Below are 21909 nucleotides of genomic sequence, written 5' to 3' on the forward strand. Positions count from 1 at the left end.
TGATGCTAAATATCGGAATATTTACCCGGAACGGGAGCTCATGCCGCATCAGGATCCCAAGATTCAGCCCCCAAAAAACCTTTGACTTACTTCCCAAGAGGCCCTACAGTGCCTACAGTTAAAAGTAAGCCTCTTGTTTAAATCCTCAGTTTCGTCGCATCTGTATTTCTTCGTCCTGCAGCATCTAAATTCCAGTCTTTTTTTACTACCCGCGCCCCATAAAGGCTGATCAATAGTTGTTTACAGGAAATCACCATGTCTAATTCGACGACCGGTACCGTTAAGTGGTTTAACGAGTCAAAAGGCTTTGGCTTTATTGAACAGAAGTCTGGCCCTGATGTGTTCGCACACTTCAGCGCAATCGTCAGCTCAGGATTCAAAACCCTGGCCGAAGGCCAGGCTGTTGAGTTCTCCGTAACCCAGGGCCCCAAAGGCCCGCAAGCTGAAAACATTGTTTGTGTCTGAGCCAACAGGCTCACATTTACAGCCGGCCCTGCAAAGGTCCGCTGCTGGGTGGCCCGGATGCCACCCCGGTTGAGAGGCAACCTCCGGGTCTCCCAACCTGAAAGACCGGCCTTCAGACTGGTGACAGTCTGAATGGCCACTAGTAACACCCGCTCAACACCTTTGAGCCATTCCGCCTGCATACCTTGCCGAGTAACACCTGATCTGCCCTGCCACATCACTCAAGTTCTCACCAAGCGCAATTTTATTGGCGGTTTTCCCGAGAGAATTTTATGAGAAAAGCCCCAGTAGCTGCGTTTAATCCCAGCGATGCTGAAAAATACAGCCACCCAATTCCCGCGCGCGAGTTCATTATGAGCTTGCTCGAGAACAATAAAAAAGCCCTTGACCGTGAGAAGCTGGCAACAGTCCTTGAACTCAACAGCGATGAACAGAAAGAGGCATTGCGCCGCCGGTTGCGGGCAATGGAGCGTGACGGACAAATTGCCTTTGACCGCCGCAAGGGCTACAGCCTGGTTAAAGCAGAGGACCTGGTAAGCGGCCGTGTCATCGGCCACCCGGATGGTTTCGGCTTCCTGAGTACTGATGCACTGAAAGAAGACCTGTTCTTGTCAGACAACGAAATGCTGACCGTCTTTGACGGTGACCGGGTGCAGGCCCGCATCAGTGGTACCGATCGGCGCGGGCGCAAGCTCGGCGTTATTGTCAGTGTCATTGAACGCAATACACAGCAGCTTGTGGGCCGGCTGCAGTTTGAGGATGACCACTATTTCCTCAAGCCGGAAAACAGCCGTATCGCCCACGAAATTGACCTCGATCGAGACGAATTGATGGGCGCAAAGCCCGGCCAGTACATCTCCGTAGATATCACCGAGTTCCCGAGCCGTCGCTACAATGCCTTCGGGCGCGTAACCGAGGTGCTGGGCGACTCGATGGGGCCGGGCATGGAAATCGATGTGGCAATCCGCAGCCATGAGATCCCCCACAGCTGGCCGCAGGATGCCCTGCGGGCGGCGAAAAAACTGGGCAGTGAGGTACCCGAGGCAGACAAGCTGCATCGTGCCGACCTGAGAAAACTGCCATTTGTAACCATCGACGGCGAGGACGCCAAAGACTTCGACGATGCCGTCTACTGTGAAAATATTGCGTCCGGTGGCTGGCGCCTGTTCGTGGCAATTGCGGATGTTTCGCACTACGTAGCCCCGGGAAGTGCGCTCGACGAGGAAGCCCGGAAGCGCGCAACCTCGGTGTACTTTCCCGGCCGCGTGGTACCCATGTTGCCGGAATCACTGTCCAACGGTTTGTGCTCGCTCAACCCGCAGGTTGACCGGCTGGTTATGGTCTGTGAGATGACAATCAGCAAGTCCGGGAAAATGACTGGTTACACCTTTTCAGAAGGTGTTATTCACTCTCATGCCAGGCTGACCTATAACCAGGTAAACGCGTTCCTGACAGCCCCGGACTCCAAGCTGGGTCGCCAGACCGCTCGCCAACTCAAGGAAACGGCACCTCACATCCACGCACTGCATCAGTTGTATGCGGTATTGAAAAAAGCCCGTACCAAGCGCGGCGCAATGGATTTTGAAAAGCCGGAAGTGCAATTCAGGTTCACCGAAGACCGCAAGATTGACAGGATAGTACCCGTCATCCGCAATGATGCACACAAGATGATTGAGGAATTCATGCTGAGCGCCAACGTGGCGACCGCAGACTTCCTCAAGCAACGGAAGATGCCGGCACTGTACCGGGTGCATGAAGGCCCGCAGGATAAAAAGCTGACTACCCTGCGCGCCTTCCTTAACGCCAGGGGACTCAAGCTGGCCGGCGGCAACAAGCCCCGCCCCGCGCATTTCGACCAGCTACTGACCCAGGCAGGCGAACGTAGCGATGCACAAACCATCCGCACCATGATGCTGCGATCACTCAGCCAGGCGGAGTACAGCCCGGATAACCGTGGCCATTTCGGCCTGGCCTATTCCGCCTATGCCCATTTTACTTCGCCCATTCGCCGGTATCCGGACCTGATGGTACACAGGGCCATTCGCTCAGTGATCCGCCAGCCAGTGCAGCGTAACCTTTTGCCCCGGGCGATTAGATCCATCTTCGGCGCAGGCAAGGCAGCGGTGAAGCGCTTTGACAGCGCGGAACGCCTCGCCCCGCACAAGAGCTACCCCTACGACATGGCGGCAATGGAGACTCTCGCTGTACATTGTTCTACCGCCTCGCGCCGCGCCGACAAGGCGAGCTGGGATGTGGAGGCGTGGCTGAAATGTGAGTTCATGCAGGACTTTGTTGGCGAGACCTTCCCCGGCCAGGTAAGTAGCGTCACCAACTTCGGCCTGTTTATCGAGCTTGACGAGATTCAGGTTGAAGGCCTGGTACACGTGACGGCACTGAAGAAAGACTACTATCACTTTGATGCCGCCAGGCAGTGCCTTACCGGCGAGCGCAGCAATACGAGTTTTGCCCTCGGAGATGAGATCGAGGTGCGGGTAGTACGCGTTGATATGGAACGTCGCAAGATTGAATTTGCACTGGTCGATTAAGGCCCCGCCTGGAAATCTTGAGCAACAGTGAAGCAGCCGACTGTGATCTACCCGGATACCCCAGTCCCTCGCAACTGAGTTTGGGGGGCGGGGTTAGGTATCGACCAACAACCACCGGGGCATGCCTTGGTGGCTGTCATCCAGCAAAAGCCTGGGCTGCGCATGGTTGGCGGCCAATGACTTCTCCTCTCCAGCAAATGAAGCCTGCCAGCAGTCGCCTGTAGCCTTGCTGTACCGAATGGCAACTGGATCCAGCTCCACCCGGGTCAAATACGACTCCCCGTTCCGGCACACAAACAGCTCACTCGTACCATACCCAATAGACACTGCGGCCACGCTAGCCTGGTTAATCGAGCGAGCAAATATGGGGGAGGCATCGGTATTGGATGTCCCCTGTCCTGATTCACTCTCCCTGTCTTGTGCCAGAGAACCCCATAGCTTCCCCTCAGCCCTAGTGAAAATATTTCCTATAAAAAGTGTGATACGAGGCACTTTTTTCTAAATCAGGCAAAAAATAGGTTGCACTATGCCAGTTCCTCGTTGACTCTCGAGTGGTGAAGATGAATTTGGCGCTAGGGCTTATTCCATTCCCGCGCCGATCATTTCGCAAACAAACCTAGCTCCCAACCTGCACCATTACGGGGCTGGCAATTCATAGATGCAAAGGACCGTCGCTCATTGACGCAAGGGCAATTTGCAGTAGACGAGGGGGAACAGGGGGTAAAACACTTCGGGCAAAAGCTCGGCAATAGTAGTGAAAGGCCGCGACAGACGGCTCCACGAGCGATGTGACTTCCAGACACAACGACACACAACACTGTCGTACGCGAAATACCTTGGTTAATAAGCAATAAAACAAGGACAGAAGTGTATGAAAAATCAGCTGCAATCCGTCACAGAGACCCTCCAGCACCACGAGCTCTACCGGAGCATTACCACCCTTGACCAGTTACGTGACTTCATGAGCATCCACATATTTGCGGTATGGGATTTCATGACCCTCGTGAAACGGCTACAGAACTCCCTGACCTGCGTCACGCTCCCCTGGAAAAACCCGGACAATATCTTCGCCGCCCGCCTGATCAATGAAATCGTGTTTTACGAGGAAACCGACCTGAACTTTGACGGGCAGCCTGCGAGCCACCTGACCATGTACCTTGAGGCCATGGAAGAAATCGAGGCGGATGCATCCTGCTTCCTCACGTTTATCGCAGCACTGGAACGTGGGGAGGACCTGGAAACAGCCCTGGAGGAAGCCGACACACCGGATTTCGTGCGGGAGTTCGTGCGCGCAAACATCCAGCTTGCCCTGACCGGTGGCAATGAAGAGGTTGCGGCAAACTTTCTCTACGGTCGGGAGGATGCCATCCCCGAGATGTTTACCCGGCTACTGGACCAGTGGGGGGTGGATGAGCACCGCATTCCCCGCATGACATATTACCTGAAGAGACACATTGATCTTGATGGGGATGAGCATGGACCTGCCGCACAGAAGATTCTCGAAAACCTGATTGGGGGTTGTGATCACGCTCGGGCCCGCGCGTTCAGGGCCGCGGAACAAGCGATAGAGGGGAGAATCCGACTCTGGGACGGCATTCTGGTGCAGATCCAGCAAGCCGAGCCATCTGCGCGAATCGCCGTCTAGGTATATCGCCAGGCCCCGGCAAGCCCGGTATCGGCGCTTTCCGGGGCGCTCACTCCCCCCGTCTTACCGATGTGCCCCGCCCCACCCTGTATTCCAGCGCACAAAGTTCCAGTTGACCTATGGTGACAGCCATGGTTTACGGCGCCACTTTATTGGCAGCCCGGCAAGAAATAGGCTGGACACGAAATCTTGTCCTAAGTTGCTACTGCAAATCCCTCCAATACGATTAGGAGTATACAAATGGCAGGCAAAGTCATGTTAATCACCGGCGCCTCAAGTGGCATCGGGCGAGCTACGGCATTGAAAGCCGGCCACGCAGGAATGCGACTGGTCCTCACCGCCCGCAGGGAGGACGCCCTGGATTCGTTGGTAACAGAGCTGGGAGCTGATAACGCCGTGGCTGTCCCGGCCGATGTTGCGGATTGGAACCAGCTTGAAAAAGTGGTGAAAACAGCCATCAACCGGTTCGGGCAGCTGGACGTGGTATTTGCCAACGCCGGCACCGGCCTCTCACAGCCAGGGACCGAGGCGGGTGACCCTGGCGAATGGCAACAGGTGATAGACGTCAATATCCGCGCCCTACTCTGGACAGCAAAGCTCGCCCTGCCGCACCTGCGCAGTTCCCGTGGTCACTTCATCATGACCGGCTCCCAGGCTGGCCGGATGCCGATCAAGGGATCGGTCTACGGTGCCTCCAAGTGGTTCGTACACGGCTTCGGGGCCAACCTGGCAGAGGAAATGGCGGAGTGGAACGGGCGCTGTACCGTTATTGCCCCGGGGATGGTAAACACGGAGTTCTTCGACGAGCCGAAGCCCGACAAGCTCGACCCGGAAGACATTGCCGACGCTGTACTGTTCGCTGTCAACGCACCACCTAGGGCCAATGTCCGCGAGGTATTCGTAGTTCCCACGGAGTAACACCGGGCTGCCTACAGGGTCTGCTGGCCGGGTTCAGCTCAACGCCCCGGCACGTCGGGCATCGGGGCAGTCCCCGAGCTAACCGGAGTACAACCCTCTGCATCGGTAAAAATCTGGTTCTCGTCGTGCAACTCGCCATTATCCTGCCGGCAAGCTGGATTACTGTCATGGTACTGATTGCCCCTCAGAACAACATCTACGCCACCGACACGGACCTGGGCGGCAAGGTTATCCACGGTATCGGGGAAAAAGCGGCTGTTGAACATACCTGAATACAGGTAACCGGACGAGAGCTCGACAAAGGCTGCCGAATCGTGTTCCGGCATCAACACTGTGTCATTGAAAAAGCTGTCTACAACGAAATTGAATCTCGGTGCCCAGTGGTTACTGATATCCCCGGTGCGCAGGTAGTCCGTGCCAGATAAGTCCTCAGGATTTTTCGTGGTATTCAGGTTCTCGAATCCACCACTGCCCCGCAGGGCGAGCCGGTGCTTACCGCCACGCCCACCGATATGATTTCCCCTGTGCCAGACATTGGAAACTACCAGTCCCCACACGCCCATAAAGCGGGCATTGTGCTCCATCGCTGTGGTCACATCGTTTCCAATCAGGCCACCGTTGACCATCTGGCAACTGTCCATACAACCGATATTGACGTTGGGAAGATTGTCCGGATGACTTTTCAGCACGGAATCGGACAGGAAGATACCGTAGGGCCAGTGGAGCAGCGAGCAATCGAGGATGTCCGGATTCTTGCCGCAATAATTCGCCTGCGAGGTAAAGCTGAAGGTGCCCCAATATTGCCCGGTCTCCGACCAGTCCATATCCACATTGTGTACAGTCACCAGGGTTGCGGCCATACCACCGCTGATATTGCCAGCACGGATGCCAGTGACAGTCACATTGTAACTCCAGCCCTGGACAATATTACCCTGATTATCCTGCACAAGCTCCGGATACCCCTGGGCCTGTGCCGAAGTGGGGCTGCGGTCTTCACAACGCCCCGCGACACCAATACGCACGTCCTCGACTACGGGTCGTGCACCCTCACCGTAGCGGTCAATGGTGATATTCCCCTCGCCGTAATCGGTGCAGATTCTCCCGAAACTTTCGCCCGCATGGAGCAACACGCGCTTGCCAGCATACTCGCCAGTAGCCGGCAGGTCCGATGCCTGGACGGCCCCTGCAGGACAACCATTGTAGTCCCCGGCAGGAGAAACACAGATTGTGCTATCCGGCGTGTAGTAGGCCTCCTGTGCCAGTACCCGTACCGTCGTAAAAGCATCTTCGTAATCACCACTCGGGTTCTGCACCCTGACACCGACATTGTACTCGCAGGCACCGTCGACATAGCGGCTACTGGAGGGCGTACAGACAAACGTATGGATGGCACGGGGACTGGACCCTACCTGCTGGTTTCGGCTGCGCATTGTTGTGCTGAATTCACCGGATTCGGGATCGTCGAAATTGAAGTGATAGGCGAACCACTGGCCGGTGGCACAGGCCACCGGATCGGTGCCACCGGAAAGATCCTGGCAGGCAGTATCGGTTGAATCCTGGGCGGAGAAATAGATCGTCTCCGGCGACACCCCGCTGCTGCGCGTCAGCACCCGCAATATGGCGTCGATGTTGGCGCTACCCCCACCGCCATCATCACACTCACAGGGATCCTTCTTGGGCCCGTTGCCATTCCCCTGCCCCTGGCCTGCGACCAGAGGCATATCGGAGGGATCGACAGACTCCGGCGGTGACTGCATTTTTAGCACCCCGGTCAGGAGAATCAGGATCCCGGCGATGGCGATTGCCTGTGATATCCGGGGCATAGCGCACTTCCTGTGAATTGCCGCTCATTGTTACGATTAGAATAGGTTGCCTGACCAAAGAACATTGAATAATTACGTGGCAAGAAGGGTCAACCCTGCAACAGGGTTCTCATTTATCAACGGTCGTGCCGCGTTCCTTAACATCCATATCCCCGATTCAACACAGCTTAGTGCATGTATCAGCCCATCCGAAGGCGGACCTTACACATGCCCGGATTCCGGTCGACGGGTATTGCCTGCCTGCGGTAACCTCTGGAATCATCGTGCCAGAAGGAGAACACCATGCTCAGGACAACCACATCCACTGTCGATGGTCGGGAAATTCGCGAGTATCTCGATGTCGTCGCAGGCGAGGCAATTATGGGTACCAATGTTTTTAAAGACTTCTTTGGTGCCATTCGCGACTTCGTTGGCGGCCGCGCTGCTGCTTACGAAAAGGAAATGTCCAGGGCAAGGGCGATCGCCTTCAAGGAAATGGAGGAGCAGGCCCGTGAACTGGGCGCCGATGGCGTTGTCGGTATCGATATCGATTACGAAGTTGTCGGCGCTGAGGGCGCAATGATGATGGTCAGCGTCAGCGGTACGGCGGTCAAATTCCGCTGAAACTGGCGCTCAATAATCACATAACAGCTGATCCGAATTGCAGGGTAGAGGAATGGACAAGGACCAGTATCTCGCTGAGGTGGAATCGCGGCTGCGGCGTATGTTCTCGGCCTCCAAGAGCGGTTACAAGACACCGGCGGTGGACCGGCACCGATTGGAGGGTTTTATGCAGGCCGGGGTATTTTTCGGGCTGACCGACAACCGGGAATTGACGCAGCTGATGGAAGAGACGCATTTCAGCGTATTCGGCAAGACGATCCGCGAGCGCCGCGAGGATAACCCGCTGAACTGGCAGAGCGAGCCGGTCGACTACCGGGCCTACGAGGCCCCCACCTTTATCCGCAACGGTGAACCCGGGGTTGAATAAAGCCGCACCCGACCGGGAACGGCTTCAGTGAAGAGAGAGGCAATAGTGGCTGGGATTCGGGCCTAGAAGCGTGAGAAATCCGCGGGGCGCTTCTCCATAAACGCGGTAGCCGCTTCCTTGAACTCCTCGGACTGCAGGCGCTTCTGGAAGTGACCGGCCTCCTCCTGGATCACTTCCAGGCCCCGGTCATGGGTGCCCTTACGCAACAGTTGCTTGCTCAGGCGCACCGCCTCCGGTGCTCGGGTTGCCAGCTCTGCCGCCACCTGGCGCGCCCGCGGCAATGCCTCTTCCGCCGCTACTGCGGCATTGCAGATGCCCAGCTCCACCGCCTCGGCGGCATCGAATTTCTTGCCCAGCAGGAGCAGCTCCGCTGCCCTGGCATGGCCCATGATGCGCGGCATAAAGTAGCTGGAAGCGTATTCCGGGCAAAGGCCCAGGTTCACAAACGGCATCTGGAACAGCGCGTCCTCGCCGGCGAACGCCATATCGCAATGCAGCAGCATGGTGGTACCGATCCCCACCGCCGGGCCGTTGATGGCAGCGATCACCGGCTTGGGGAAGTTGTACAGGGCCACCATGAACTGGAAGACCGGCGATTCCTCGCTGGAGGCGGACCCCCCGAGGAAATCCATCAGGTCATTACCGCTGGTGAATACGCCTTCGGCACCGGTAATGACCACTACGCGGACATCCCGGTCCTCCGCTGCGGTATTCAGCAAATCGGCCATGGCCTGGTACATGGCCATGGTGAGGGCGTTCTTGCGCTCGGGGCGCACGATGGTGATTTCCAGTACGCGGTCGGATACCTGCGCCTGGACTTCTGCACATGAGCTTTGCATGGGCATCTCCGGTTACAGTCTGCTGACAGGCGCCAGTCCCGGTGGGGCCGCGCGCCGCGATAATGCCACCATCTTAGCTGCTGGGCCGGGGCTTGGGAGTCCCGAATCGACCACATCCGTTGACCGGAGTCACCGCATCATGCAAAAACGCCGCCCCCTGGGGCGGCGCCTGCCAGTGGCTGCTTACTTCGCGACCGAATCCCGGCGCAGGGGCTGGCACATGCAGTGCACGCCACCGCCTCCGGGGGTGATCATGGAGATATCCGGGTCGATCACCTCCAGGCCGTGGGCGCGGCACTTCTCCGCCAGCCCCTTGTTGGCACTGGGCAGCATCACCCGGTCATTGCCCAGGGCCACTACGTTGACCCCGAGCTCAAGCACCTGCGGGAAGGGGATATCGATGATCTCGATCTTGCGGTCGCGGAACCACTGCACCAGCTCAGGCTCCACCGCGTCGACACAGATAGCCGCCAACTTTTCCGCCAGCATTGCCACCATCACGTCGATATGCAGGAAGAAGGGGTCAAACGGGTAGCCCTTCACTTCCCAGCCCTCTTGCTCGATCCAGCCTTTCATCTGCTCGAAGCCCTGGGGACTGGTGCGCTCACCGGAATAGCCGCAGAGAATGACGCCCGGCTCCAACACCATAAAGTCCCCCCCCTCCAGGGAGCCGGCGGTGATGATGTCGTAGATGGGGATATCCAGCTCCTGGTAGAGCTTTACGATCGGCGCCCATTCGCCGCGCCGCCAGGGGCTGTACATCTGCGTGACAATCGGGCCCCAGGGGGTCATCACCGAGGAATCACGGCCATAGATCTGGTAAGGCAACGCGCTATCGGCGGGAATAATGTGAGTATTCACTCCGGCATGGCGATAGGCATCGACCATTTCTGCATGCTGGGCTGCAGCCACCTTGTGATCAAACTGCATCCCCAGACGCACCGCCCGGCGGGCACTGGCATTGCCGGTGCGCCAGCTGAAATTATCCACGGGCCCTATCAACACGTCGCGCAGGGTTCCATATTCGGAGTCCATGCCCCACTTATCCAGGGGCGGGGTACCGCCATTGTCGAGGCGGCGGCGAAAGGTGAAGTCACTCATTACGGCTCTTTCCAATTAACTGCTGGATTCCCGGGGCGACCGCAGGTCGCCCCTCTTTCTTTGCCGGCTGCTATTGCCATTCAGTCACTGGCGACGCCGGCGCGGGCGAGCATGGCCTGCAAAAGGACATTGCAGCCCTTCTCCAGGTGATCCGGTTCGGCGGATTCCGCCTCGTTGTGCGACAGGCCGCCGGCACAGGGGACAAAGATCATCGATACCGGGGCCACGCGGGAAACGTATACCGAGTCGTGCCCTGCCCCGGACACCATCCTGCGGTGACTGTAACCGAGCCCTTCCACCGCGGTGTTAACCGCGTCGATACATTGCGGGTCGAACGCCACCGGCGGGGAATGCCACTCATCGCGGATTTCGATCCCGCAGCCGGTGGCTTCCTGTACTTCCTGCGCCACCCGGTGCAGGGACTGGTGCAGGTGCTCGAGTCCCTCCGGTTGGGGATGACGCAAATCCAGCGCCAACACCACCTTTTCCGGGACGGTATTGCGGCTGCCCGGCTCTGCGCGCAGGTCGCCGCAGGTCATCCGCGCCTCGTCACTGTAAGCCTTAACCTCGCCATAGAGGCGCTCGCACAGCTGTGACAACGCCTGTACCGGGTCCCGGCGGTCCGCCATGGGCGTGGGTCCGGCGTGGCACGGCGTGCCATGGAAGGTAACGTCATACCAGCGGATGCCCTGGACCCCGGTCACCACCCCGATGACCTGGTCCTCCTTCTCCAGGATCGGGCCCTGCTCGATATGCGCCTCGAACGCCGCGGTAATAGGGAAGGGTTCCGCCGGCTGGTCTCCCAGGTACCCGATGCGCTCCAGCTCGGCACCGATGGTCCTGCCGTTCTTGTCCTCGCGGCCGTGGCCGTAGTCGAGGCTGAACTCCCCGCACCAGACCCCGGAGCCGATCATGGCAGGCGAGAAGCGCGCCCCCTCTTCGTTGGTCCACACCACCACTTCCAGGGGCGCGCGTGTCTGTAGTCCATGTTGTTCCAGGGTCCGCATCACCTCCAGTCCGGCGAGGACACCAAAGACACCGTCGTACTTGCCTCCGGTGGGCTGGGTGTCCAGGTGGGAGCCGGTGATCACCGGTGGCAAGTCCGGGTCAGAGCCCGGCCGCCGGGCAAAGATATTGCCCATGCGGTCCACCCGGATCTCACAGCCGGCCTCGCGGCACCATTCGGTGAACAGGTCACGACCGGCCCTGTCCTCGTCGGTTAGTGCCTGGCGGTTGCAGCCACCGGCCGGTGTGGCGCCAATACGCGCCATCTCCATTAGGCTGTCCCACAGGCGGGCGCCGTCGATTCGCAGATCTTGCGCGGTGTTTTTCATTCGAGTCGCTCCAGACCTTATAATGTGTCTAATATTACGCTTTTTCCCGCAATTTTAGTTTTGATCTGCGGCGCATAAAGAAAGCAAAGTTTCGCCGTTGATCAAAATACAGACAGGCAGTAAAGATTCCATGACCGTAACCTATAGCTCTTATCTTAAAGTCGACGACCTACTCAAGTGCCAGCAGCCGCTTTCCGACGGCCCCGAGCACGATGAAATGCTGTTTATTGTGATCCACCAGAGTTATGAGCTGTGGTTCAAGCAGTTGCTGCACGAGCTGGACTTCCTGATGGGCCTTTTCAATGCCGGGGAGAAGTACCGCGCCCTGCATACCCTGAAGCGGGTGGATGCCATCTACCGGACCCTGATCCAGCAGGTGGACATTCTCGAGACCCTCACGCCGCTGGAATTCCTCTCCTTCCGTGATCGCCTCTCCACCGCCAGTGGTTTCCAGTCGTTCCAGTTCCGGGAGCTGGAATTCGTCTACGGAGCCAAGGATGCCAAGAAACTGGAGAACTACCCCCGGGGCTCGGAGCACCGCGCCCGCCTGCAAGAGCGCCTCGAGGCCCCAACATTGTGGGATGCCTTCGTGACTTTCCTTGCCAAGGAGGGGCATTCAATTCCAGAGAGCGTGCTCAAGCGGGACTTCAGCCAGGTGGCAGAACCCTCCAGTGCGGTGCAGAAGGTGCTGATCGATGTCTATCGCAACGACCCGCTGGTAGGCGAGATCTGTGAAGCACTGGTGGATATCGACACATCCCTCCAGCAGTGGCGCTACCGCCACGTAAAGATGGTGGAGCGGACCATCGGCGCGAAGATGGGCACCGGCGGTTCGAGCGGGGTGGGCTACCTGCAGAGCACCCTGTTCCGGCCGGTATTCCCGGACCTGTGGGCAATTCGCTCCGAGTTCTAGTCCCGGCCGGGCAAGCCGGCGCTGCGGCGCCGGACAACCGCAGCGCTGCCCCGGGCAACTGCCAGGCATAAAAAAAGCCAGCATAAGCTGGCTTTTTGCTTTCCGGAGCAACTCCGGACAGTGAACCGGGACCTCAGTCCTCGAACGGTACCAGGGAAACCTGGATACCGGCATTCACTTCCTTGGCCGCGTCCGCGATGGTGACGTAGGTGTCGGCACTGGACTTGTTGTGCGCGCGTACAATCACAATCGCCTGCGGGTTCTCGGCGAACAGCTGGGCGATACGGGCACGGACAGCGCGGGAGTCAACACGGCTGGCGCCCATATAGATGTCGTCGTTGGCATCCACGGTCAGCAGGATGTTCTGCTTGTCGGGATCCGGCGGAGTCTGTTCTGTCTCATTCGGATCGGGCACGTTCACATCCAGCGCCTTTTCCTTCACAAAGGACGCCGTCACGATAAAGAAGATCAGCATGATGAACACAACGTCCAGCATGGGCGTCAGGTCGATATCTGCTTTTTCCTCTTCTACGGCCTTACCGCGTCGTCTACTCATAAAACACCGTACAATTATCTAATGCGAATGGCGCCGGATTGACCGGTCTGATCAGGGGGGCAAGATTGCCGCGAAATGCCCATCTTTGCAAGTGAAACCTTCACCGTAAGGAAAATATCCTTTTGAATCAAGCGCTTAAGGTCTATTCCAGGCAGGCAAAAGCATTTTTTGGGTAAAAATTGCACTATCGGGTCGACAGGTAGCTTTCGTAGTCCGGAACCTCGCGCTCAAAGCTGGTATCCATCAGGGCGGACTGGACCATCATATCGGCACTGCTCGAGTTACAGGCCACCGGGATATTCCACACCGCGGCGATCCGCAGTAGTGCCTTGACGTCCGGGTCATGGGGCATGGGCTCGAACGGGTCCCAGAAAAACACCAGCACGTCGATCTCCCCCTGGCAGATCTTCGCCCCCAGTTGCTGGTCCCCCCCCAGGGGGCCGCTGAACAGGCGCTCAACCGGCAGACCGGTGGCGGACTCGATCTTCGCCCCGGTAGTCCCGGTGCCGAGCAGCTCGTGCTGCTCCAGCAGTGCCCTGTGACGGTTGCACCAGTCGATCAGTGCCTGCTTGCGATTGTCGTGGGCGACCAGGGCCACCCGTTTCCTGGCCGGGAGGGGTTGGGCAATAAACTGCATCTTATATAGTGTCTCTTATTGGTCGGTAGCGGCTTGGAACCGGGGCCGGCCGTAGCGAGGCCCGGGCCAGGGTTGATTTACGCAATTTTGGCAGCGCGACACAAGCCTTCCCCCGAAGGCCGGTTCATCCCCCCCCCGACGAAAGCGTGCTGCCCGGTTATACTGCGCTACCACTCAAATATCGAAATCAGGAGGTGATCGCATATGAGCGTTGGTGCCTGGGAGCCGGAAGACACGGCAAGCAACAGCGATGCACAAGTCGCCATAGACCGCGCGCAACTGGAAAGGTTTATCGACGCGGTGCGGGACAACAACCAGTTGCCAGGCCCGCTGGGCCAGGATGACCTGGCTGCATCGGCCCTGATGCGGCTGCCGGCCGGCCAGTGGCTGGAAGCCTGCGAATCCCTCGACAATGAACAGGTGTGGAACCTGATCCGCTTCTTTACCCTGGCCGAGATGCAACTGTCGGGCTGGGATGGCGGCGCCGAGTCGCCCGTGATTCCACTGGCAAAGTCCCTGCGCCGGCGCAAGGCCGCACTCGATCGCGAGCAGTTGCTGTGGATTCGCGAGCACTCAGACAACCGCTACCTTCCCTACGGCCCCCTTTAACCTGCCGCCCTGGTGCCATCCCCTGGCAACAGGGACGGTGACGGCGACTGTCGACAGGCGTGCGGCCTGGCTCAGTCGCCGAGGCGCGACAGCTGGCTGCGCAGCAATTGGACGGGCGCTGGCTTGCGATAATTATCCGGGACAAATCGCCACAGCACATAGCCATCCCGGTCAAGCAGCCAACAGGATGGCCTGGCCGCACCTATCCCGGCCCGCCAGCGGCGCCCCGCACGCTTCACGCCAAAGATCCTCACCCACAGGGGCACCGCCCCGGCCTCTATCCAGGCCTGGTTTTCCCGAGCCACAATGTCCAGGCTGAGATAGCCCTGCCGCCTCCCGTTCGGGGGGCGGGGGGCGGACCAGTGCTCTTCCGGTTCGGCTGATGCCAGCAACAGCATCGCATCGTGTTTTTCCAGTGCCGGCGCCAGGCTGGACACTTCCGCGAGCGATTCCCGGCTACTGGCACAGAAGCTTCCCCGCAGCACTACCAATAGCACGCCGGAAACATTCTGTTGCCGCAGGTAATCAGAAATCTCTAATTTTTTGCCATCGGCGGTTACCAGCGGGGGGAATTTCGCTCCGGGCTCCGGCAGGGGGGGATGCTGAAGCGAGGAAAAATGGAAAAGGTACAGCAGCACCAGGCCCAGGTTAAGCAGCGCCAAGTACAGGGCATTTCCAATTTCCCTGTCGGTAAGTAATACAACTGCCAACCCTGACAAAACTACCGTCAGTCCCGCCGATTCGCGCTCGTCTGCCCTGAATTTTTCTGGCCGCCAGTAGCGCAACAATAACCAGCCGGGCAGGCCCCAGCCACTGAGAAATGTTCCCAGCCAGGCCAGTTTTCCACTGGCAATCCACTGGTCGATTGCAAAAAAACCGCAGCCCCAGAGCCAGGCAAACGCGATAAAAGTAAAAAATCCCTTAAATTTAGCCATAAAAGGTCATATTGGCCCAAAAACACTTGCAATTGATTATATAAATACGCTGCAATTAGCGCGATGAAATTCTTTCGTCCAAAACAAATTTAATTACAGGGATATTTTATGGCTGCAAGTAAAAAATCTGCCGGTTCGGTCAGTGATGTTACCAAGCTGCAAGCGGAACTGACTTCACTGAAATCAAAACTGGATAAAGCCCGCGAAAAGCAGGAGAAGGACGCGGCAAAAGCTGCCGACAAGCTGGCCAAGGACGCTGAGAAAGCGGCCAAGAAAGCTGCTGCGGCCCAGAACAAGCTGAAAACAGTCCGCGCCAAGAAAAAGACCGCGGCCCAGAAAGCCCAGCTGGCCACGGCCCGCTCTGCGGCAACAGCGGCCAAGAAGGCCGCCGACAACGCCAAGGCGGCAGCCAAAGAGGCCAAGACCCAGCTCGCTGCCATCAAGGAAGACAACAAGATGGCGGCCAAGGTGGCCAAGGCTGTAGCGAAGGAAGAGGCCGCCATTACCAAGAAGCTCGCCGCTGAGGCCAAGAAGAAGGCCGCCGCCGAGGCCAAGAAGGCAGCAGCTGCTGCCAAGAAGAAGGCTGCTGCAGAGAAGAAGAAGGCCGCCGCTGCTGCCAAGAAGAAGGCTGCTGCAGAGAAGAAGAAGGCCGCCGCCGCCAAGAAGAAAGCTGCTGCAAAGGCCAAGAAGGCCGCCGCCAAGGCCAAGACCAAGGCCAAAACTGCCGCCAAAAAAGGTCCTGGCCGCCCGAAGAAGGCTGCTACCAAGAAGGCTGCCACCAAAAAAGCAGCGACCAAGAAGAAGGCCACTGCCAAGCGCGGTCCCGGTCGCCCGAAGAAAGCCGCAGCCAAGAAGACTGCAGCTAAAAAAACTGCCACCAAAAAGACTGGCGCCAAGCGCGGCCCGGGCCGTCCGCCCAAGTCCAAGTAAGGCAGACTACGGCACGCCGTCGCCGGCCTGCCCGCAATGCAAAACCCCGGCCACAGGCCGGGGTTTTGCTTTTCCAGTAATGTTCGGTCGGGCTCTCAGCGCACTATTGGTTCAGGCGCAACCCGCAGACCCGGTGATCGCGACCCAGCTCCAGGACGCAATCCGCCCGCCGGGGCATTTCATCCAGCAGGGTGCGGGTCACCCGCTCATAGTGCTGCACGAACCTTTCCACCTCCGCATCACTCATTCCACCACCGGTAGCCTCACGTAGCTTCTCCTCCTGCAGGCGCCGCCACTCGAGCACACTGGCCATGTCTGGCACCCGCAACATCAATAACAGGTGGAGCCGGGAAAAGAGCTCCCGGTAGGGCCCATCCAGCTGTGCGCGGACGTAGTCGCGCCAGATCCCCCGGGGATCCTCTGAGCGTTCCAGCTCGTTGACCGGAGTTTCCTGGTCCTGCCAGGGAAGCGCACCGACACACCAGCCCTCAAACAACAGGATATCCACCGGCGAGTGCCGGCATGACCAGGTTTCCCGCGGAGCCCGGTCATCGGTGGCCTTGTCAAAGCGCGGAATTGGCACCTCCTGCCCGCCGGGCAAGCGGGTCAGGCGATCGATGGTATCTACACCCAGTTGCACATCGTGGGTGCCGGGTACGCCGCGTGTCGCCAGCAACGGATGTACCCGGCGGGCGAGTTGCTGGCGTTCGGCGCGCGTCAGGTAAATATCATCGAGGGAAAAGCCGGCGCTCTCGATGCCCAGGGATTGCCAGACCAGCTGCAGGAAAGCGGTCAGGGTCGACTTGCCCGATCCCTGGCCACCGCATAGTCCCACCACCAGAGGGCCTCCCCTGTCGCGCTGCTGCCGGGCAAGCCATACCGCCAGTGGCAGGTAATAGTCTTCAACAAGTTGCATGAATGCCGCAGGCAAGCGGTGCGTGGCGATAAATTGCCGGATTTCACCTTCCAGCTGTGCCTGTAGCGCCTGTGCCCGCTCCGACACCGCAGCAGGCCAGTGAGAATCCGCCATATTGGATTTTCCCTATTTTATTTTCTGGCCCTGGCCGTCCCGTCCAGAGGACGGTCATCCCCTGCCGGCCTTTAATCCTCACCCCACTGTGCACCGCGAATAACGGGTGGCGAAAAGGCGGCAAGGCCCTCGCGAATGCGCCCCGGCAACACCAGCATGATTGGCGTCACCACCAGCGTGAGCAGGGTGGAGAAAGTAAGGCCATAGACAATCGCACTGGCCAGTTGCACCCAGAAGGAGGCGATTACCCCGCCCACCACTATATCCCGGCCCAGCATATCGACGCTCACCCCCAGGGCCAGCGGCAACAACCCCAGGATCGTGGTGGCCGTCGTCAGGAAGACCGGGCGCAGTCGCTGCGCCGAAGCTTTCACCGCCGCCGCTGCGGGTGACAGAGCTGGCTCGTTACTGCGCACGAAATTGTAGGTATCGATCAGTACAATATTGTTGTTCACCACGATCCCGGCCAGGGCGACAATGCCGACACCGGTCATGATCACACTGAATGTGGTCTGGGTTAGCAGCAGGCCCAGCAGTACACCGATGGTGGACATAATCACCGAGGACAGTATCAACAGGGACTGGTAAAAGCTGTTGAACTGCGTCACCAGCAGGATAAACATCAGGAACAACGACAACAGGAATGCCACCCCCAGGAAAGCCAGCGACTCATTCTGTTCCTCATCGGCACCGCGAAACAGCAATTCGACGTCCGCGGGTACCGGGTTGTCCTCGAGCCAGGCCCGGATTTCCTTCACCTTGTCGTCGGCCAGCACGCCCTCCTCGGCATCCGCCTTGATCTGCATGCGGGTTATACCGTTGATCCGCTCGATCTTATCCACCTTGGGGCGCGCCTCGGTAGCGACAAAGCTGCTCACCGGCACTGTGCCCCCGGGTGTGTTCACCTTGAGCCGGTCCAGGGCGGCGATTCCGCGCGCCCGCTCCGGGTAACGGATGCGGATATCCACTTCCTCGTTACTGTCGTCCGGCCGGTACTCCGCCACCCGCACACCGGTGGTCACCAGTTGCACCGCGCGGCCCACCTCGGTGAGGTCGGCACCGTAGAGGGCCGCTTTCGCCCGGTCCACAGTCACTTCCCACTGGATGCCCGGCAGGGGCGCCGTATTGACGATATCCCGCAAGCCATCAAAATCGTTCTCCAGCGCGCGGTGCAGTCGCCGGGTCTCCGCCAGTAACTGGTCGTAGTCGCGACCGCGCAATTCCAGCACGATGTCCTTGCCGATCGGCGGCCCCCCCTCAAATACGTTGGCCGTCACCTTGATACCGGGGAAATTGGCGGTGCGAGCGCGCAGGTCGGCAAATATATCGCGGCTGCGCCGCTCACGTTGCTGCGCCGGGTAGAGCTCCACCAGCATATTGGCGATCTGGTCCGGGGCGCGGTCGCGATTGCCCGACAGGCCACCAGATCCCACCGCGGTATAGGCAATCCGCACCTCGGGCACCTCCAGTACAGCCTGCTCCACTTCCGCCACCAGGGCACGCTGCTCGGCAACTGACAGGTTCCCCTGTGCGCGTACCTCCACATTGCCGTACTGCTCTTCGGTATCGGTAAAAAACTCAACCCCGGCCCCGAAAGAACCATACGCAACAACAATGCCAACCAGTGTCGCCACGGCACCGAAAAAAGCCATTAGTGGCCGTCGCACAATGGCGTCCAGGGTTCGCGCAAAGGTCCCGGTAATGCCCGTGAGTTCCGTGGGTTGGCCGCTCTCCAACTGTTTCAGGTATTGCTGGGTGCGGCTGTCCAGGTTGCCCTTGCCAAACAGGCTGCCCAGCACCGGGGCAAAGAACAGCGCATACAGCAGCGATCCTGCCAATACCGCAAAGACAGTAACCGGCAGGTAGCGCATGAAATCGCCCACCACGCCGGGCCAGAACATGATCGGCAGGAATGCCGCCAGGGTTGTGCCGGTGGAGGCCACCACCGGCCAGAACATGCGCCGCACCGACAGGGTGTAGGCAACCCGTGCCGACATGCCCTCGGCCATTTTGCGGTCGGCGTACTCGGTGATCACGATGGAGCCATCAATGAGCATGCCCAGCGCCAGCAGCATGCCGAACATGACCATGAAATTGAATGAAAAACCCAGGTACCAGGTGATGATCGAGCCGAACAGGAGCGAGAACGGAATCCCCAGGCCCACCAGCAGGCCCGAACGCAGCCCCAGTGCCGCCACCACGATAATCATGACCAGCAACATCGCCGTGAGGATATTGCCCTCCATCTCGCTGACCATATCGCGGGCAAACCGTGACTGGTCAAAGACAAAGTTCACTTCCACACCACGGGGCAGGCTGTCGAGCTCTGCATTGACTACCTCGCGCACGCGATCCGCCAGTGCGACCGAACTCGCGTCGTTGCGCTTTTCCACGTTGATCGCCAGGCCGGGACGCCCGTTGACGCTGGTGTAGCTGGAGGCGTCCTTGAAAGTGCGCCGCACATCCGTGACCTCACCCAGCTTGACGACACCGTCCGGGGAGGACTTTACCGGGATCTCATAGACGTCGCGGGCGGTCTCAATCAGCCCCGGCACCTTGACCGAAAAACGCCCGCGCTCGGTCATCAGTTCCCCGGCGGGAATCAGCAGGTTATTGCCCACCACGGCATTGATCAGCTGGCCACTGGTGATCTGGTAGTGCTCGAGCCGCACCGGGTCGATGAGGGCCTCCACCACCTCTTCGCGGTTGCCGCGCAAATCCGCACTCAGGACCTCGCTGATATTCTCGATCCGGCGCTGCAGGTATTGTGCCGTCTGCAGCAGGACCCGCTCCCCGACACCCTCGCCCGCCAGCGTCACGACGATCGCCGGAAACGGCTGTGCCGCCGCCTCCTCCACAATCGGTTCATCGGCATCCCGCGGTAGTTCCGCCTTTGCCCGGTCAACGGCATTGCGCACCTCGTCGAGCGCCTCATCGACAGGGATTGCGGTATCGAATTCCACCACCAGGTAAGCCAGGGACTCACGTGCGGTGGCAATCATTTCCTGCACACCCTCCAGCGCCCGGATTTCCTGCTCCAGCGGGCGCACCAGCAGGCGCACACCGTCTTCGGGCGAAATCCCCTCATGGCGCACCTGCACGATCACAAACGGCGGATTCACTTCCGGATTTGTCTCGATCGTCATCATCTGCCGCGCGACGATCCCCACCAGTACCACCAGCAGCATCAGGCTGATGGTGCTGCGCGCGCGGGACACTGCGCTGTCGAGAATACTCATGGGCGGCCCCCGTCCCCGTCTTCGCCGACCGGATCCGCCACCTGCTGCATAGCCGGCAGGCCGGAATCCCGCTCGGGGGGTGGCAGGGCCGATTGCCCCTGCTCCTGCTCTACTGCCACCACCTGCCCGGCGGTGACATATTCCTGGCCCACGGTTATCAGGTTGGTTTCCCGGGGCAGCCCGGTCACCCAGACCCCCTCGCTCCCGTCCCCGACCAGCTGGACATTGGAAAACTGTACCCGGTTCTCGCTGTCCAGGTGGCGCACCCCGAGTTCGCCCCGGTCGTCCAGCGTCAGCAACGAGGAATTGATCAGGTGTGCCTGAACCTCACCGGTGGGCAGGGCCAGCTGGCCGCTGAGCCCGGCACGCAGTTCGCCGTCGCTGTTATCCACCGACACCTCGATCCGGTAGGCGCGGGTCACCGCGTGTGCCTCCTGGCTCACATAGCGCAGGCGCCCCTTCGCTACCCGGCCCCGATGCAGTTCCGCAACCGCCGGCGCGCCCGGGACCAGGCTGCCCACCTCTCCCTCGGCAACCTCGCCTACCACCAGGATGGGGTCCAGGTCGAGGAGGGTTGCGCATTCCTCCCCGCGGCGGATGTAATCCCCCAGTTCCACTGCCCGGCGGTTGATCACGCCGGCAAAGGGGGCCCGGATCTCCAGGTTGTCCATTTCCACACGGGCGCGCTCGTATTCGGCCCGGGCGTTGGCCAGCGCCACTTCCTGCTGCGCCAGTTCAGTCTCGGACTGCAAGCCCTTCTTGCGCAGCCGCTGGGAACCTGAAAAGTCCAGCTCGGCCTTGCGCAGGGCGGCGCGCGCACGTTCCAGGCGCTGTGGGCGATCTTCGGCCTCGAGGCGACAGATCACCGTTCCTTTCTCCACTGCCCGCCCCTCCTCGACTGGCAGCTTCGCCACCACACCATCGAGTTCAGCGCGCATCCGCACGCTTCGATTGGCCTCGGTATGGGCATTGACGGTCACCCGGGTAGTGTAGGGCCGGGCCTCCAGCCGGCGGGCCCGCACACTGATCGGTGCCATTTCCCCGCCGGCGCCAGCACGGCCAGCAGGCGACTCTTCCTGCTCACCGGAATCGAGCAGGCCGCTCGCCAGCCACAGCAGCGCCGCCGCCGCGACGCCCAGCGCGATCCGGTAATTCTTCCGGCGCCAGATATCAGACAAGGAACTCATTACCCAAACCCATCCTTCTAAAAAATTTGATTAACACGCATGCGCAGGTTCCCGAAACGGGAGCTGGAGTATAGGGGCCACCACCAGCGCAAAGTCTGCCGGAATGCGAAAATCACAAGCGCCACCCGCACGATTCCAGAATACACCCGGAAAATGACCCTGAGATAGCGCGGCCGGTCGGGAAGGCCAGGAGCGGAGTACAATGGCGGGGGAACCCGCCAATTGATACCCC

The 21909-nt window shown here is 59.6% G+C and carries 19 protein-coding genes; 9 read left to right on the forward strand and 10 right to left on the reverse strand.

Annotation, left to right across the window (positions count from 1 at the left end):
• Positions 1-255 precede the first annotated feature (255 nt).
• The 4 genes from ACH6CX_RS08570 (at position 256) to ACH6CX_RS08585 (ending at position 5574) form a co-directional block, all read left to right on the forward strand.
• Positions 256-465 carry a cold-shock protein gene (locus ACH6CX_RS08570; protein ID WP_233006240.1) on the forward strand — a complete coding sequence of 70 codons (210 nt, stop codon included), beginning with the start codon at positions 256-258 and terminating at the stop codon, positions 463-465.
• 272 nt (positions 466-737) lie between these two features.
• Positions 738-3011 carry a ribonuclease R gene (rnr, locus tag ACH6CX_RS08575; RefSeq protein WP_396675302.1) on the forward strand — a complete coding sequence of 758 codons (2274 nt, stop codon included), beginning with the start codon at positions 738-740 and terminating at the stop codon, positions 3009-3011.
• An 871-nt stretch (positions 3012-3882) separates the two neighbouring features.
• Positions 3883-4656 carry a DUF3050 domain-containing protein gene (locus tag ACH6CX_RS08580; protein ID WP_396675303.1) on the forward strand — a complete coding sequence of 258 codons (774 nt, stop codon included), beginning with the start codon at positions 3883-3885 and terminating at the stop codon, positions 4654-4656.
• Positions 4657-4896: 240 nt separating this feature from the next.
• Entirely contained in the window at positions 4897-5574 is a 678-nt protein-coding gene (locus ACH6CX_RS08585; RefSeq protein ID WP_396675304.1) for an SDR family oxidoreductase, read from the forward strand.
• A gap of 38 nt (positions 5575-5612) precedes the next feature.
• On the opposite strand, the gene ACH6CX_RS08590 is transcribed toward ACH6CX_RS08585, so the two are convergent.
• The gene (locus ACH6CX_RS08590) at positions 5613-7397 is read right to left on the reverse strand and encodes a DUF5011 domain-containing protein (RefSeq protein WP_233006244.1); all 1785 of its coding nucleotides are present in this window, start codon (positions 7395-7397) and stop codon (positions 5613-5615) included.
• A 282-nt stretch (positions 7398-7679) separates the two neighbouring features.
• Here ACH6CX_RS08590 and ACH6CX_RS08595 point away from each other — a divergent pair, with 282 nt between their 5' ends.
• On the forward strand, positions 7680-8000 hold the full coding sequence (locus ACH6CX_RS08595; protein WP_233006245.1) for a heavy metal-binding domain-containing protein: 321 nt from the start codon (positions 7680-7682) through the stop codon (positions 7998-8000).
• 52 nt (positions 8001-8052) lie between these two features.
• Positions 8053-8367 (forward strand): hypothetical protein, encoded by a 315-nt coding sequence (locus ACH6CX_RS08600; RefSeq protein WP_233006246.1) that lies wholly within the window; start codon positions 8053-8055, stop codon positions 8365-8367.
• Positions 8368-8429: 62 nt separating this feature from the next.
• Here the strand turns inward: ACH6CX_RS08600 and ACH6CX_RS08605 are convergent, their stop codons facing one another.
• From ACH6CX_RS08605 to ACH6CX_RS08615, 3 genes are all read right to left on the reverse strand, one after another.
• A complete protein-coding gene (locus ACH6CX_RS08605) occupies positions 8430-9206 on the reverse strand; it encodes an enoyl-CoA hydratase (RefSeq protein WP_233006247.1) in 777 nt (258 codons plus the stop codon).
• A gap of 183 nt (positions 9207-9389) precedes the next feature.
• Positions 9390-10307: a dimethylarginine dimethylaminohydrolase family protein gene (locus tag ACH6CX_RS08610; protein WP_233006248.1), complete on the reverse strand. Its 918-nt coding sequence runs from the start codon at positions 10305-10307 to the stop codon at positions 9390-9392.
• Positions 10308-10387: 80 nt separating this feature from the next.
• Entirely contained in the window at positions 10388-11641 is a 1254-nt protein-coding gene (locus ACH6CX_RS08615; protein WP_237062580.1) for a Zn-dependent hydrolase, read from the reverse strand.
• Between the two features lie 130 nt (positions 11642-11771).
• On the opposite strand from ACH6CX_RS08615, the gene ACH6CX_RS08620 reads away from it, so the two are divergent.
• On the forward strand, positions 11772-12554 hold the full coding sequence (locus ACH6CX_RS08620; RefSeq protein ID WP_233006250.1) for a tryptophan 2,3-dioxygenase: 783 nt from the start codon (positions 11772-11774) through the stop codon (positions 12552-12554).
• A 133-nt stretch (positions 12555-12687) separates the two neighbouring features.
• Here the strand turns inward: ACH6CX_RS08620 and ACH6CX_RS08625 are convergent, their stop codons facing one another.
• Together ACH6CX_RS08625 and ACH6CX_RS08630 are read right to left on the reverse strand one after the other, a co-directional pair.
• Positions 12688-13110: a biopolymer transporter ExbD gene (locus tag ACH6CX_RS08625; protein WP_233006251.1), complete on the reverse strand. Its 423-nt coding sequence runs from the start codon at positions 13108-13110 to the stop codon at positions 12688-12690.
• Between the two features lie 184 nt (positions 13111-13294).
• Complete coding sequence (locus ACH6CX_RS08630) at positions 13295-13747, reverse strand: methylglyoxal synthase (RefSeq protein ID WP_233006252.1); 453 nt, start codon at positions 13745-13747, stop codon at positions 13295-13297.
• 204 nt (positions 13748-13951) lie between these two features.
• Here ACH6CX_RS08630 and ACH6CX_RS08635 point away from each other — a divergent pair, with 204 nt between their 5' ends.
• On the forward strand, positions 13952-14356 hold the full coding sequence (locus tag ACH6CX_RS08635; protein WP_233006253.1) for a hypothetical protein: 405 nt from the start codon (positions 13952-13954) through the stop codon (positions 14354-14356).
• Positions 14357-14427: 71 nt separating this feature from the next.
• Here ACH6CX_RS08635 and ACH6CX_RS08640 read toward each other — a convergent pair whose 3' ends face one another.
• A complete protein-coding gene (locus ACH6CX_RS08640) occupies positions 14428-15291 on the reverse strand; it encodes a hypothetical protein (protein WP_233006254.1) in 864 nt (287 codons plus the stop codon).
• Positions 15292-15399: 108 nt separating this feature from the next.
• Between ACH6CX_RS08640 and ACH6CX_RS08645 the strand changes: the two genes are divergently transcribed.
• Positions 15400-16221 (forward strand): hypothetical protein, encoded by an 822-nt coding sequence (locus ACH6CX_RS08645; protein WP_233006255.1) that lies wholly within the window; start codon positions 15400-15402, stop codon positions 16219-16221.
• A gap of 103 nt (positions 16222-16324) precedes the next feature.
• Here the strand turns inward: ACH6CX_RS08645 and ACH6CX_RS08650 are convergent, their stop codons facing one another.
• The 3 genes from ACH6CX_RS08650 to ACH6CX_RS08660 all read right to left on the reverse strand — a co-directional run bounded on the left by ACH6CX_RS08650 (position 16325) and on the right by ACH6CX_RS08660 (position 21677).
• A complete protein-coding gene (locus tag ACH6CX_RS08650) occupies positions 16325-17251 on the reverse strand; it encodes a phosphoribulokinase (protein WP_233006256.1) in 927 nt (308 codons plus the stop codon).
• 71 nt (positions 17252-17322) lie between these two features.
• On the reverse strand, positions 17323-20490 hold the full coding sequence (locus ACH6CX_RS08655; protein WP_233006257.1) for an efflux RND transporter permease subunit: 3168 nt from the start codon (positions 20488-20490) through the stop codon (positions 17323-17325).
• Positions 20487-21677, reverse strand: a complete 1191-nt coding sequence (locus ACH6CX_RS08660; RefSeq protein WP_233006258.1) for an efflux RND transporter periplasmic adaptor subunit — start codon at positions 21675-21677, stop codon at positions 20487-20489. The genes ACH6CX_RS08655 and ACH6CX_RS08660 overlap by 4 nt, the downstream gene beginning before the upstream one ends.
• Between the last annotated feature and the right edge of the window lie 232 nt (positions 21678-21909).

This window comes from Microbulbifer sp. JSM ZJ756 (genome assembly GCF_044383805.1).
Lineage (GTDB): Bacteria > Pseudomonadota > Gammaproteobacteria > Pseudomonadales > Cellvibrionaceae > Microbulbifer > Microbulbifer zhoushanensis.